Origin of the sequence: Rothia sp. HSID18067 (assembly GCF_003989445.1) — a bacterium.
Taxonomy (GTDB): Bacteria; Actinomycetota; Actinomycetes; order Actinomycetales; family Micrococcaceae; genus Rothia; species Rothia aeria.
In genome coordinates this window covers 621,679-636,282 of the sequence record NZ_RBMF01000002.1, presented here as the reverse complement: position 1 = coordinate 636,282, position 14,604 = coordinate 621,679, and the positions used below count along the sequence as shown (strand labels likewise).

Here is a 14,604-nt window from a genome sequence, read left to right as displayed (position 1 = left end):
CGTTGGGCGGTTCTTAGGGGCGAGAGACGAAAAGGTCGGTTGCGGCAGCTGCCCCCAATGGCACGGTGGTCTGTGGTGGGGCAGCAGGGGTTTGGGCGGATGCAGCGCCTGCATCCGCTGGTGCGACAACACGCACATTAATGGCCTCGGAGAACGGTGCGCCCTCTTCGATCGCCAGGTGCGCACCGGGAGTGAAACCATGCTCGGACAGGTAGCGCAGCAGCTTGGGGTCACTGTCGTTAATGCGTTCCAGTACAACGGTCTCGCCCGGTTCGCACTGGCTCAGCGGCACCGTATGCGGGAATGAGATGCGCCCCGAGGCGTCTGGGATGGGGTCGCCGTGCGGGTCGCGGCTGGGGTGCCCAAGTACCGTGTCGATGCGTTCAATCATGAAGTCTGAGACGGCGTGTTCGAGTACTTCGGCCTCATCATGCACCCGATCCCAGGTGTACCCCAGGGTTTCGACAAGGAAAGTTTCGATAAGGCGGTGGCGGCGGATCATCGCCACCGCATAGGTGCGCCCCAGTTCGGTGAGTTCGATGGTGCCGTACCGCTGATGTTCAATGAGGTCAGCTGCCGCCAGGCGTTTAAGCCCGTCCGAAACTGAGGATGCCCGTAACCCCATGCGTTCGGCGAGCGCTGATGCGGTGGCGGGCATATTGGACCATTCCTCAAGGCTCCAGATAGCTTTGAGGTAGTTCTGGGTGCTGGCGGACAGTTCTGACAATGGCATAGGTCAAGTTTACCTAAGTTGGTGTTTGTGGTGCGCTGCGGAAAGTCATATGGGGGTGCTACTGCTGTGTTTACGCCCTAATAAAAACATTCAGAAGGTACCTGTTGAATTTTTCAGAAGGGTCCTGTAGTATTTTCTTACAGGGTCCAGTAAGAAACTTGGGGCCCGTCATTGACGCCCGGTGAAAACCGTAAAACCCCGGGCTATTCGCCCGCTGAGGCGCATATGGGCGGTAGAACTCCGGCCCGTAACTCACCAGGGCTCACAGCATGACACAACACAATATGGAAGGTGCAGCCATGAACGCACAGAATAATACGGGCGATAATACCGCCCAGGACGAACAAGAACGCCGCAACCACCCTTGCGGGGAGCCGTCGCCTACCCGGGAGCTCTACAAGAAGCTGGGACACATTGGTCGCCTCACTCACCTGTGGGCAGCCCAGCAGCGCGAGCGTACAGGCCCCAGGCGCATCGACACCACCCGTGGGCAGGGGCGCATCCTCGCAGCCTTGAAACTCAAAGACGGCATCGCAACCCGCGAACTCGCATATGTGCTGGGCATTCGTGTTCCCTCACTGAATGAGGCACTGAGCAAGTTAGAGAACGCCGGGTATATTGTGCGGGAGCCCGATCCGCGTGACCGCCGCGTGCAGCTGATTACACTCACCGATTTGGGGCGGGCTCTCACCAACCAGATGGGGGAGGGGGAGCCCGAGGGCGATAATATTTTTGAGGTGCTGACCGAGCAGGAACGCGCGAACCTGAACGACTACCTGGATAGGCTGATCGTCCGCATGCACGAGGATTTGCCCGACCTTGAAGCCGACCGTCAAGAGTGGGAGAAGGCTGCCCGTGAACGCATGGGGGATGATGCGTTTGAAGCGTGGGCAGCACAAGCCCAAGAACGCGGCGGGTTCGGTGCCCTGGCTGGCTTCGGTCCGCTGGGTGGGTTTGGCCCCGGTTTTGGACCTCAGGGCTTTGGGCCCCGTGGTTTTGGCGGCCCGGGCGTTGGCCGTGGCCGCAAGCGTCGTCGTCACGGTGGCCCCAAATCTCGCGGCGAGCGTGGCGAGTTCCCCAAGGGGTTTGAAGGTAAGCATCACCGCCGCCCTTCACCGTGGGCATCTTGGATGATGTGGTGACAATAGATGCCGGTAAAACCAAGCGGGGCGGCACCTGGGAACCTGTGGTGCATAATGGGGGCGTGAGTACTTCGCCCTCCTACCACTCTCGCGGCACAGATGAACCGGTGCTGCTGTATGACCCTGACTGCGGTTTCTGTGCGGCAGCCGCAGATATGCTTTCGCGTCTGGGGCCGCAGGTGCGCATTATGGCCGGAACCCCCGCGGCTCTTGAGTACTACGGGGTGTGCGCTAATAGGTTTGCGCACGCCATTCCGCTGGTGAATGCGCGCCACCACGCCATTTTCGGGTCGGATGCTATAGCGCTGGCCCTGCGCACCCACCGTGCACCCCTGCTGCGGCTGACCGGCTGGATGCTTTTGCGGGCGCCGGTTCGGCCGCTGGCACACCGCGCCTACAGGTTTATTGCGGAGAACCGCCCGCTCATTTCCCGGGCAGCTGCGAAGGCCGGTGCCCGCTGGGGTGAATCATGCTCCATTTCACCCCAATAGAGTCCTGAAATAGCAGGGAATAAAAGAATATATTTACATTATGCGCATATTATGCTTCTTTTATTGCCGCTGCCATTTCGGGATATTAGATATGGGGCAGCCAATAACCGGATAAATAAAGTGCATATATGCATTCACTCCCCGGAAAACCAAGAGAATAGTAACGCAAAAATATGCGAACCATCGGGCGGGTGCAGTAATGGGCCGAGCATTAGCGGGCACACAAAAATGAGGGCACCGAGTACCCATAACGCTCTAGATAAACCGCGAGAAAAAATAGACTACTCGGCTGCAATAACCGAGGGCTCAGCAACATCCATACGATCCAGCAGGTTCACCACCGTGGCCCGCGCCGCCTGTTCCTCATGCCACAGTGAACGCACAAGGGCGCGGCTAACCGCCTGGGTAGTAATACCAAGAGCCGCTGCTGCTGCCTTCTGTTGGCCCCGCACCCCCGGGACGAGCAGCCGCACCACGCGCCATTCAGCCTCCGTACGGTCAGCACATACCCGGTACAGCAGCCGCGCAGACCCTGTAGCCATCTCGGCGAGAGAGCGATCCCTAGCCATCACCGCAATACCGCGTGAGGGTGCGCCCCCACGGGCGTACTCAACCGCCAGCCGTGAAAACTCCAGGGCGTCCCCCGTGCAATCCGTAATGTTCAGCGCACCCAGCGCCCCGGCAAAACGAGGGAAAGTAAGCTCACCAGCGCCAATGCCCACCCAAAAACCGTGGGCGTGTGCCGCTAAAAGAGCCGCATGCAATGCATCAGAGGCGCTCTCAAAAGCCCCCTGAGCCTCATCAGGATATGTTTGTGCGAATGTGACCTGCGGATTAAGCTTCTCTAGCGATTCAAGAAGACTTGGAACTGATGCAGTATCAGATCGTTGTATAAAAGTTAGGACGAACACACTACCATTATGCCGCATACCCCTCCGGAAATGCGGGAGCTCGAAGGCCCAAGATAACGACATAATGATTTCGTAATATTTCGCCAGACCGAAAATATGCATAAAACCCACATACCACGCGGAAAGAACGGCCGGACACCCCATCAGAGTCATTCGCCACAGAAACCCAGATGCCCAGATGCTGGAACACGTCAACGCCCCAAAAACGAAACTCTAACCTTCCACTTGAGAGCTAATAATCACTAAGGTTGCACAACACCATGAAATCACCAAGAACCGCCAGCTGCTGCGCCGTGGCGGGCACAAACCGGTGGATCATACTCGAACACACCAGCACCGAACACCACTGCCCGCGTGAAATCGCCACATTCAGCCTGTTCGGCGACAGCAAGAACTCCGCCCCACGCCCCGAAGCCCCAGCATTAGAAGCCGCCAACGACACCACCGTCACCGGCGCCTGCTGACCCTGAAACTTATCAACCGTACCCACGCGCACACCGTGCCCCTGCGCATCCCGCAAACCGGCGCGTTCCAGATGCTGCACAATCGTATCAACCTGCGCATTGTAGGCGGCGACCACCACAATATCATCGCCCGTTAACGCCCGGACAACCCCATCACCAGCATCCCACCTGGCACCCACAAACTCCTGCGCCAGGCACACCACCTCAGCTGCCTCAACCTCCGAACGCACCGTACACCGCCGGTGAGACACCGGAACCACCTGCAGCCCCGGATCCCGACCCTCAAGATGCCGCAGCGCAGCAGCCGGTGCCGAGGCCAGACGCCCACCATAGCTGAGCCGAGACACCGGCGCACACAGCTGCGGATGCATCCGCCAGCTCACCGGCAAAAAATACCCGAAACGCTCATCCACAGTGGGAGCATCACCCGAAAGCCAGCTGAGAGTCGAAATATCCACCGGGTACGGGTGCGGGGCAGACGACACCTGCGGCAGCTGCTGCGGATCCCCCAACAGCAGCAGGTTACGGGCCGAACGGGCAACCGCCAGCGTATTCGCCAGCGAAAACTGTCCCGCCTCATCAACCACCAGAAGATCCAAAGACGCCTGCTCAAACAGAGAAGCATTCGAAAAATTCCAGGCGGTACCACCGAATACGAAACCCTCCCCATTAACGCCGCCCGCGCACTGCTGCTGAACCGTGGCGCGAGACCACTCAGCCCACGGAAAATCCGGCCTCTGGGAAGCCCCCGCCAATTTAGCGACCCGCTCAGCAGGGAACAGCCCGCGCTCAACCACCGCCGCGAGCATATTCTCAACCACCGCATGCGACTGCGCCACCACGCCCACCCGCCAGCCAGCAGCCACCAGAGACGCAATCACATGCGAACCCAAGAACGTCTTCCCCGAACCAGGTGGGCCCTGCACCGCCACATACGAAGAGTCCAGCGCACACACCGCCGCGTGCACCGCCCGCACCATCGGCAAATCCTCACCCGAAAAATCAGCCTCAGTCGGCAGAGAACCGCCAGTCACAAGGCGCGGCGGGCGGCGATACAAAATATCCAACGCCGCCGCCGAGACGCCCCCAGCCGCAGGCTCAATAGCCTCACCCGGTGAACCCTCAACCCCCACAGCCTCTGAGGCTGGAAGCACATCCGGCAGAGACGCATCCACAGAACGCGCAAAATCCTGCAGCGACCGCTCCAACGCCACCGTAGGAACCGTCGCCGCAGGAGCCAAAGCCACCGGCAGTGCCTCATGCGGTTCATCCTTCACCCGAATGCGCTCCTCAACCACGAGCACCACCCGGGCCAAACCATCCGCGCTCACAGGCTCTTCTGCAGGGGCCGCCTCCAGCAGGTGCGCCCCGAAAAACCCCACCCGCGCCACAGTACGCGGCACATACGCACCCGGGTTAGCGTGCCGGAACGTGTTTACCTGCGACTCCATCGCATCCACCGCCCGGGCGGGTGCGTGGGCGGCCTCATACATCACATACAGCGCCTTATCACGCCCTACTTTGAGTGCGCTGCCCTCACCCACAAGAGCTACCGCACGCAAAACCCGCACCTGCCCCGAACCGACCGTGGCCTTCTGCCAATCAGAAATCACCTGAACCGACTCAAATACCGCACAATCCCGCGAACCAGCCCACGACGCCACCGGCTCATACAGGCGCCGCATATGCTCACGCCAGAACGGGGCACGCTCACGGCGATGATAGTTTGTCGCCGCCAGGGCAAACGCCAGAGTACGCTCATCCTCCGTGAAATGAGCTGCATCTTTCGCTCTTTCCAGGGCCTGCAGGCGCTCATCCAGCTGCTGCTGGATCAGGTGCCGCTCATCCTCCGACTCAACCGGCGCGGGTACCGGGTAGCCGCCCTCGAGAGCCTCAGCGGTGCGATCCGGTTCTGCCGTGTCGGGTTCGTCTGCCTCAACCTGCTCAGGGGCGGGCAACTGAACCTCGGCGCCTTCCAAACGGGCGCAGGCATCACAAGTGCCGCAGGCAAACACATCCGGGATATTTTTTGAGTCTGCACCCTCACGAACGGCGCGGTCCAGCTGTTCGAGACGGGTGAGCATCCCATGAAATACCGGCAGGATACGCGCCGCCGCAACGCTCCGTCCCGAACCGTCCTGATCCGCAGCGTGAATCTCAAAAGTATGCGGGGCCGGGCGGCTGCCCAGCTCGGGGGCGTTACGCAGTAAGTGCAGCAAGGATGCGGCACCCAGCAGGTCACGTACCTCGTCCCCGCTGCGCTCAAGACGCAGCACGCCGCCCGGTTCCGTACCCAACACCCGGTTCACGGCCTCGAAGGTTTCATGTTTGCGGCGGGCGAGCTCATCCGCGCCCGGTGCGGGGCGTGCCCGCATGTCCTCATAAAGCGCGATTTCGCAGATATGGGTGCGTATCGCATCGTCCAGAGAATACATAAATGGTTCACTCGCTGCGGAGAACAGCCACAGGCTCACGTGCTACTTCCCCTCCGTCGGTGCCGGTTCGCCAGCGGGCGCCAACGTAACAGGAGCGTTCGAGGTGGACGTATCGGTGGCCTTCGGGGACTCTGTGGGCTTGGCGGACTCGGAGGGTGAGTGCTCCCTGGCAGAGTGCGAAGAATCCGAAGGGGACGGGGAAGGCTTAGGTGCCCGGTCGCTAATGACCGCAGCGGCAGCATCTGCCACCTTCTTCGCCTGCGGCAGCCCACCGATGCTGTCTGTATCGTTCAAAATCAGCGCAAATATAAGGCGTGTACCGTCTGGGCGGGTGGTGTACCCCGCCAATGCAACCGCCGTGAACAGGGTGCCGGTTTTTGCCCGCACATGCCCGCGTGCATCTGCGGCGTCGGGCTCGGTAAAACGTTCTTTGAGCGTGCCGGTTTTACCCGCCACGGGCAGCCCCTGCAGCAGCTCCTCGTGCCGGGGATGCTCTAACAGCTTGGCCAACGCCTGAACCAGCATACGCGCCGTCACCCTATTCTCCAGGGACAGCCCGCACACATCCGCCTGTTTCAGGTGTTCGGTAGTCACCCCGGCGGCCTCAATTTTTTCACGCACCAGCTTCTGCGCCTCCTCAGCGCTGCCCTGCCGGCCCGCCGCGATCACCGCGTTCCGGGTGAGCGCCTCAGCGAGGGTATTATCGGATTCGAGCATCATGTGCTGCGCCTGCTGCAGAGCCGTCGCCGATTCGACGCTGGCAATTTCGGTGGCATCCGACGGTTTAGTCCGCTTATCTTTACGCTCAAACGAATAACCATGAGGTTCGCCTGCTTTGTTTAGCGCATCCACAAACGCCTGCGCCGCCGCCGAGGCCGCATCGGTAGGCCGTGCCGGTGTGCCGTAGGGGCCAGACTTGCCAGCAATAGTGTGAGAATCCAGCGCAATTGGCGAAATCCCGGTTATTTGACCGGAATCAATATCTGGTTTCTCCCACCCCGGGTTCAGCTCAGGACCCGTATAGATGGAGGTGTCCAGAAAGACCGGGAACTTACCTTTTTCGGTCTTGGCAGACCGCAGGCTCTCAATGCACGCCCCCGCGAGCGTCCCCAGTCCCGCATAACCATTCACTGCATCCTTTTTGGAGTCACCCGCGCCCAGCATCGTATCCCCGCCCGCGATGAGAGTCAGCTCGTTTCCGTTACGCGCCACACTTGTTTTAAAACGCGTCCCCAGATCTATGCTGTGTGCCAACGCCAGATACGTGAGAACCTTCATGGCTGATGCGGCCGCGCGCGGCTCGTTCTCGCCCTCGTCGTACACTATGTTCCCGTCGGTGTGCGTGACCAGCGCCGAACGATGCGCCCCGGCACGATCCGCTAAAAGCTTCTGCAGCTGAGGAAACTCCGGGGTCGCGGCGGAGGTTTCGGGGGCAGCCGACTCCGCGGTGTTTTGCGGCGACTGTTCGGGCTGCTCCTCACGGGCGCATGCCGCCAGGGCTGCCAGCGGCACAAGGGAAAAAAGAACGGTGCGGCGGGTAGGGTGTGAACGGAGTGTTTGACGAAAGCGCATCTTTAGAGCATAACGCGCGCGGTACAATAGGTACGATTCCGGCGCACCGAGCGTGACGGAAAACAGCAAGAACACAGTAAGAGAGAGGTTCCCATGGAACTCGACGTCACCATTGAAATTCCCAGCGGCTCGCGCGTGAAATACGAAATAGACCACGAAACCGGCCGCCTGCGCCTGGACCGTGTGCTATTTACCTCAATGCAGTACCCCACCGCATACGGCTTTTTTGACAATACCCTCGGCGAAGACGGGGATCCGCTGGATGCGATGGTCATGATTGATGTTGACGTTCTGCCCGGTGTGATTGTTGAGGCGCGCCCCGTGGCCGTGTTCAATATGACCGACGAAGCCGGTGGTGACGCGAAGGTGCTGTGCGTGCCCTCAGATAAGCGCTACGACCACATTAAAACCCTGGCGGACGTGCCCGAGCAGCTCAAAGCCGAGATTCAGCACTTCTTCGAACGCTACAAGGACCTGGAACCCGGCAAATGGGTCAAGGGTGAAGGTTGGGATGATTTGCCTGCCGCGGAGAAGATGGTTCAGGAGGCAATCGACCGCTTCGCCGCAGAGTGCCACTAGGCCTCACGCGCGTTCCTCATAACATCTGGAGCGGAAATCTGCAGTCGCTAAGGGGTGCGCCCCGCTGCAGATTTCCGCTCCTGCTTTTGTGTGGGTGTTTTCCATTTGCCACACCTTGCATTTTTCCGAAGAATAGTTCGGATTTACTGTATTTTTAGTCTTCCCGTGGTGTAAAATTCTTAAAAACCGAACTATTATTCGTATTTTTAAGGGGGCTGCGGCCATCACGCCGCACACACGATGGCTTTCCACGCAGAAGAGTTTGCTCAGAACTTCGGGCAGCGAGTGCGGCGCATCCGTAAGGAAGAACGGCTGACCCAGCTGGAACTTTCCTATATGGTGGGTGTAAGCGATAAAACGATCCGCGATATTGAGCGCGGCAAGCCGGGACCATCTTTTGGGTCTGTGCTCAAAATCGCTGAAGTGCTGGGTATATACCTCGTTGTAGAAGGTGCAGATCATGCCTAATCCAGGGCTCCTCAGGGCAGACATCTATAAAGCGGGACATCTAGCCGCTCGGCTCACACGGCACAGCGATTATTCTGTTCACTTCGCTTACTTGCCGGGATATACAGGTGAACCTCTTGCCTGGTCTTTACCTTTAGGTATAGAACGGGTGACACCTCAGAGCACTCTTCCTAATTTCTTTACTAATCTCTTGCCGGAGGGATACCGCCTGAACGCCCTTGCAGCGAGCCTAAAAACCAGCAAAAGCAATGAATTGGGTCTTCTCCTAGCCTTGGGAGCAGATGTGCCGGGAGATATACAAGTTGTTCCTGCGGGCGAGGCACCGCTGGAAGTACCAGCTGTCCTTGTTACAGATGCTGAATCGGTGTCATTTCACGACCTAATGGGAGTTATAGATCGTAAAAGTTTACCTGGTGTGCAGACAAAATTCAGTGCCCGCGTAAGTACTTTAATGCGGACTCTGCCCGTGAATTGGCGCAGTGAAGAAGCTCTTCTGAAGGTAAGCCCTGAGCGTATACCTTACCTAGTCGAAAACGAGTATGAACATTTACGCGCCGCACATACTCTCAAAATTCCTGTGGCGCAAAGCGTGTTAGTCTCTGATCGAGAAGGTGTTCCAGGAATCTTAGTTTCACGATTTGACCGTGGGCCTTCTGGTGAACGCTACGCTCTTGAAGACGCGGCTCAAATTCTAGATATTCCCCCAGTCGCCAAGTATAGTGCAGACGGTGACGTTACCAGTGAATCTCTTCTGACAGCAGTGTCAGAACGCGCGGCATCCCCTGCGCTTGCTGCCCGTAATATATATGTGCAATTTCTATATGCCTGGCTTACCGGTAATGGGGATTTGCACGCCAAAAATATTTCTCTGCTCAAAACGCCAGAAAAAGGGTGGCATGTCTCTCCCATGTACGATGTGCCAAATTCGTGGGTTTATTTCAAAGACGATATGGCGCTCAGCGTAAATTCACGTGTTAAAAACTTGAAGAAACGCGATTGGGATGCACTTGCTCACTGCGCAGGAATCCCCGAAAAGATGCAGCGGTCTCTGCACAAAACCGCTCTGAAAGCGGCAGCTGGAGTGTTGTGGGACCGGCTACCGTTCACCGGCTCACAACGGTATGGGGTGGAACGGGAGCTGAGCCATCGTCGGTGGGAACTTGAGAAGTATCTGTGATGCCTCGGGCGTGCGCTCAATAGGCTAACCTGTGAGCAGATAAGATTTTCCTACCCCCGAGTTCAGTTTTCTTGCTCACCATTGTTAGGGGAGCGGGGCGCACCGTTGCCTCGTGAGAAAAACACGCTCGCCGTGAAACTGCTGGCATCAGCCCCGCCGCAACCAGCGGCGGCAACTACACTGTGCATATGAGTGAGAACAGCATCCAAGACCTGCTGAACCCCGAGGCAGTCACCAAAATTGTAGGCACCCTAGCACCCGCCGGGCCACGCATCGCCCCCGACAAGATGCGGCAGGCGGTAGAATCTATCCGCGCCGCAGCCGAAGCGTCCGTCGATCACGTGCACCGCATCACCGGGCTTGAAGCTGCTCACAACCTACGCGACTCGCAGGTGCTCGTGACCGACCGCAGCACCTGGGCGAAAGCTAACGCGCAGGCGTTCTCGGTCATGCTCGAACCCGTCTTACGTGCCCCGCTGGAAAAAATAAGGCAGAAAAACCCTGCCGCGCTCAGCATCACCGGGTACGGTATCGCCACCGAAGTCGGCAGTATTCTTGCGTACCTTTCAACCCGCGTGCTCGGGCAGTACGAGCCGTATGCGGCACTCGCCGGGTATGGCGCTGCGGGCGGGCGTCTGATGCTGGTGGCACCGAATATTCTGGCGGTTGAAAAAGAGCTCAATGTTGAGCCCGAAGATTTCCGTTTGTGGGTGTGCCTGCACGAGCAGACGCACCGGGTGCAGTTCGCCGCCGCGCCGTGGCTGCGTGACTACTTCCTGAACAAGATCGCGCAGCTTGGTGATAGCGTGAGCACAGGCTTGAGCATTAAAGACGCGCTCGTCGCCTCCAAAGGCGCCCGCACCGATGAGGCTGATAACGAGCCGCAAATTGGTGAGCAGCTTGCCGCCCTGGCAAAAACACCCGCCCGCGCCAAACAGATTGCCAGCGAGATCACCGCCGTCATGAGTCTCCTGGAGGGGCACGCGAACGTGATCATGGATGCCGTTGACGCCGAGATAGTGCCGACCGTCAAAACAATTCGCCGCCGGTTCAACCGGCGCTCCGAGACGCAGAAACTCGTAACCCGCCTCATTTCGCGCCTGCTTGGGCTGCACCGCAAAGCCGCGCAGTACCGCGACGGGCAGAAGTTCGTGCAGCATATTGTGGATGCGGTCGGCATGGAACGCTTCAATACTGTGTGGGAGCGGCCCGAGAACCTGCCGACCGAGCGGGAGATTCACAACCCGGACGCCTGGATGAAGCGTGTGTTGGACGAGGGGTCAGAGGTGACCGACATGGTTAAACATGGAGAAATCACCGAGTAGTCCCAGAGCAGGTTATGCGACAAAACCGCGCGTTTCGTGACAATTTTTGTCACATAAAATGTCACGAAACGCGGGTGCGCTCGTGGGTGTATAAACCCATAAATCCCCGGTATAAAGCGGGACTAGCCGCCGTGAGCTTTATATTTATGTGACAAAATTACGTGACAAAACTTTAGATTTACATGACATTTTGTCACGTAAAACCCTTTTACGTGACACTTTATGTGACAAAACACCCTGTTATGTGACAAAATTTGTCGCATAACATGTCACGTAACGAAAGCCTGTCAGCGCTAGGGGAACACCAGAACTATGGAATGGACTGCAGAACATATTACGACAGCCCTTAACGCTCTTCGTTCTCACGGCGGTGACAGCCCCTACCTCGAACTTAAAAAAGCCAGTGGCGGCATACCCCAAAACCTGGGGCCAACCCTGTGTGCTTTCGCAAATATGCCTGACGGCGGGACCCTCATCCTCGGAGTCGATGAGAAAGATGATTTTGCTGTCACGGGAGTTGAAGAACCGGCACAACTTCAGGCAAGTATCGTATCGCTGACCCGCAATAATATTTCCCCATCACCGTACCTTGAGTTTTCTGCCCCGGTTCTTGACGGCAAAACCGTTCTTGTCACCGAAGTACAGGGGTTACCCATCGGTGATAAACCCGCCCTTTACAAAGGTAAAGCATATTTGCGGCAGGCCGATGGCGATTACCCCATGAACGATGCCGAACTGCGGATGCTCGAAGTCGCTAAACTTCACGCTGACGAGCAGGTTTCTTATGATGAAGCCCCCGTACCCGGCACCAGCGTGCAGGATCTCGACCAATCGCTCACACAGGAATATGTGGGAGCCATCCGCCAAACAAGCCGCCGCCTGCGGGAGAAGAACGATACTGACATACTGCGCCAAACAAGTGTGACGACTGCATCCGGTGAGCTTACCCTTGCTGGGCTTTATGCGCTCGCAAGTTACCCGCAGGGGTCACGCCCAGCGCTCGCTGCAACCGCAGCCGTCATCCTTCCGGCAGATGCTCCCGGGCGGCACCAAAACCTGCAAACTTTTGATGGGCCCCTCCCCGAAATGCTCAGTGATATGCTCCGCTGGACGGAAAGGAATCTGCCAACCACCGCATACTATGGGGACGACGGCAACCTCAGGAACGCTCCCATCATTCCACTTGCTATGGTGCGAGAGATTATCGCTAATGCGCTCGTGCACCGGAACTTAGGGCCCTACACCTTAGGGCTGGGTAAAAGTATTCAGATGCGAATCCTGCCGGATCGCCTCGTGATCGAAAGCCCCGGAGGTGTTATCGGGCTGTCCATACACCAGCTGGAAAGCTCAGAGCATGCGCAAGCCGCAGTGAACCAGCGTCTCTACAATATTGTGCGTCATCTGCGCACCCCCGACGGAGCCCAAGTGATTGAGGGCGAAGGCGGTGGAATCCGTGAGGTTCTTGAACTTGCGCGCGCCTATCAGCTTCCCAAGCCGCAATTCATCAATACGGGCGTCAAATTCAAGGTCATTATTTTCTTTCCTGAAACACCACTCAGCCGTGTGATACCTGAAGTATCTCGGCGCTCGTATAGTGCCCCTGATACGGCAACAGAACTTCCCCGGCCCCACGAGCCAGAACCTGGCGCTGTATATCCAACACTAAAATCGCTGAAGAACGCCCAGGTGGTCATGGATGCTTTTGCGGGGCATGACCGATCCGTCACCGAAATTTCGCGGCTCACCGGACTAACGGCGCGACAGGTACGCTACGTCCTTCACGCACTTATGCGTGAAGGATACGTGGAAATGGATGCATCGGCGGGCCCACGGAACACGGTGTATCGTCTCATCACACCATAACTACCGTGAATCGCCCTAGGACGGGTTTTCTGCGGAAATGGCTAAACGACAGCATACAACAGAGAAGGACAACACATGCAACATGGACGGCAGGGGCGGCTGCATCCGGCAGTGGGGAAGGCTCGCCGGGAACTGGCGCGCGCGCTGACGAACCTGCTGGGTGAAGGCACCATCAAGGGGACCGGGCGTGCGCGACGAGACTCGACCGCATCGCAGCAGGGCGCAGAAACCGAGAAGCCCCTCGTGCTGGTTGCATGCAGCGGCGGGCCAGATTCGCTCGCGCTTGCCTGTATTGCCGCGCATTTTGCGCGTCGTTCCGATGTGCGTGTGGGCGCCGTCGTGGTCGATCACGGACTGCAAGCCGACTCCGCCGAGGTTGCCGCATCCACCGTAGAAACCCTCACGAACCTGGGGCTGCACCCTGTACTCACGGAGCGTGTGCAGGTTCCGCAGGGCAGCATGGGTCCTGAAATGGCGGCGCGAACCGCCCGGTACGGTGCCTTTGAACGTGCGGTGCAACATACCGGTGCACGGGCTGTTCTGCTGGGTCACACCCTTGACGATCAGGCGGAAACCGTGCTCCTGGGGCTTGGGCGCGGTTCGGGCACACGCTCCCTCGCAGGAATGCCGCCCGTGCGCATCGAAAACGGGGTCACTTACCTGCGCCCCTTCCTTACTATGCGCCGCGCCGATATGCTGAATATTTGCGAAGCCGAAGGTGCCGCCCCCTGGAACGACCCCACCAACACCGACCAGACTCTCATGCGTGCGCGCATTCGGCACACTATTCTGCCGTTCCTGCAAGAGCATCTTGGCGGGGATGTGGCACTCTCCCTGGCGCGAACCGCTGCAGTTGCCGGGCCTGATGCCGAATATTTGGATGCGCTCGCCGCCGCCGAGTACGCCCGCCTGAAGCTGCCCACCGGGGTTCATCTGTCGGATATTCCCAGGGCTGATACGGTGCCCGGCGACCACTCCACGGAGGCTGTCTCTGAGAAACCTGCTCCCACAGTTATTGCCCTGAACCGTACGGAAACGGCGGCGCTACACCCTGCCCTCCGGATGCGTGTGCTCGCCCTGGCGACCCGCGCCGCGCAGGGGGAGAACCCCGGGTTTGAGCGGCTGCAGGCGCTTGACGAGTTCGTCGCCGAGCACGCCACCGCCGGTCCAGTGCAGCTGCCCGGGCACGTGAGCGCCTACCGCCGCCGCAAGGTACACGACCCCCGCACCGACACCCGCGTGGATGCGCTCGTGCTTCTGGGGCGAAGCGCCTTGTGAGTGGCTCATCGGCCCCGCCCAGGTACGGTTTCTCGCTGCGGAGGTTGGGGAATTTGTACACCCTGAAGATCATGAGTGGCTATACCTTACACTCTGCAGATGGTGGCCCTACCAGCCAAGCCCTGGTACTTGGCGTGTTTGGCGAGGTGTGCTTAACCAGTAGGGT

Annotated in this window: 11 protein-coding genes and 1 pseudogene; 8 read left to right on the top strand and 4 right to left on the bottom strand. The window is 58.7% G+C overall.

What is annotated here, in order from left to right:
* Positions 1 to 13: 13 nt before the first annotated feature.
* The gene (locus D8M23_RS07790; protein ID WP_006888374.1) at positions 14 to 733 is read right to left on the bottom strand and encodes a metal-dependent transcriptional regulator; all 720 of its coding nucleotides are present in this window, start codon (positions 731 to 733) and stop codon (positions 14 to 16) included.
* A 299-nt stretch (positions 734 to 1,032) separates the two neighbouring features.
* On the opposite strand from D8M23_RS07790, the gene D8M23_RS07785 reads away from it, so the two are divergent.
* Positions 1,033 to 1,875, top strand: a complete 843-nt coding sequence (locus D8M23_RS07785; RefSeq protein ID WP_161971662.1) for a MarR family winged helix-turn-helix transcriptional regulator — start codon at positions 1,033 to 1,035, stop codon at positions 1,873 to 1,875.
* A 62-nt stretch (positions 1,876 to 1,937) separates the two neighbouring features.
* On the top strand, positions 1,938 to 2,366 hold the full coding sequence (locus tag D8M23_RS07780; RefSeq protein WP_238693810.1) for a thiol-disulfide oxidoreductase DCC family protein: 429 nt from the start codon (positions 1,938 to 1,940) through the stop codon (positions 2,364 to 2,366).
* 281 nt (positions 2,367 to 2,647) lie between these two features.
* On the opposite strand, the gene D8M23_RS07775 is transcribed toward D8M23_RS07780, so the two are convergent.
* From D8M23_RS07775 to dacB, 3 genes are all read right to left on the bottom strand, one after another.
* The gene (locus D8M23_RS07775) at positions 2,648 to 3,277 is read right to left on the bottom strand and encodes a hypothetical protein (protein ID WP_037236636.1); all 630 of its coding nucleotides are present in this window, start codon (positions 3,275 to 3,277) and stop codon (positions 2,648 to 2,650) included.
* A 232-nt stretch (positions 3,278 to 3,509) separates the two neighbouring features.
* Positions 3,510 to 6,215 carry a DEAD/DEAH box helicase gene (locus D8M23_RS07770; protein WP_238693809.1) on the bottom strand — a complete coding sequence of 902 codons (2,706 nt, stop codon included), beginning with the start codon at positions 6,213 to 6,215 and terminating at the stop codon, positions 3,510 to 3,512.
* Positions 6,216 to 6,218: 3 nt separating this feature from the next.
* Positions 6,219 to 7,748: a D-alanyl-D-alanine carboxypeptidase/D-alanyl-D-alanine endopeptidase gene (dacB, locus tag D8M23_RS07765; RefSeq protein WP_126854311.1), complete on the bottom strand. Its 1,530-nt coding sequence runs from the start codon at positions 7,746 to 7,748 to the stop codon at positions 6,219 to 6,221.
* A 90-nt stretch (positions 7,749 to 7,838) separates the two neighbouring features.
* On the opposite strand from dacB, the pseudogene ppa reads away from it, so the two are divergent.
* The 6 genes and pseudogenes from ppa to tilS form a co-directional block, all read left to right on the top strand.
* Positions 7,839 to 8,327, top strand: a pseudogene (gene ppa, locus D8M23_RS07760) (inorganic diphosphatase); the annotation flags it as partial.
* Between the two features lie 240 nt (positions 8,328 to 8,567).
* Positions 8,568 to 8,795 (top strand): helix-turn-helix transcriptional regulator, encoded by a 228-nt coding sequence (locus tag D8M23_RS07755; protein WP_126854310.1) that lies wholly within the window; start codon positions 8,568 to 8,570, stop codon positions 8,793 to 8,795.
* A complete protein-coding gene (locus D8M23_RS07750) occupies positions 8,788 to 9,972 on the top strand; it encodes a type II toxin-antitoxin system HipA family toxin (protein ID WP_126854309.1) in 1,185 nt (394 codons plus the stop codon). The genes D8M23_RS07755 and D8M23_RS07750 overlap by 8 nt, the downstream gene beginning before the upstream one ends.
* A 188-nt stretch (positions 9,973 to 10,160) precedes the next feature.
* Positions 10,161 to 11,297, top strand: coding sequence for a zinc-dependent metalloprotease (locus tag D8M23_RS07745; protein WP_126854308.1), 1,137 nt, complete (start codon positions 10,161 to 10,163; stop codon positions 11,295 to 11,297).
* 312 nt (positions 11,298 to 11,609) lie between these two features.
* On the top strand, positions 11,610 to 13,160 hold the full coding sequence (locus tag D8M23_RS07740; protein ID WP_126854307.1) for an ATP-binding protein: 1,551 nt from the start codon (positions 11,610 to 11,612) through the stop codon (positions 13,158 to 13,160).
* 75 nt (positions 13,161 to 13,235) lie between these two features.
* Positions 13,236 to 14,438, top strand: a complete 1,203-nt coding sequence (tilS, locus tag D8M23_RS07735; protein WP_126854306.1) for a tRNA lysidine(34) synthetase TilS — start codon at positions 13,236 to 13,238, stop codon at positions 14,436 to 14,438.
* The last annotated feature ends 166 nt before the right edge of the window (positions 14,439 to 14,604 follow it).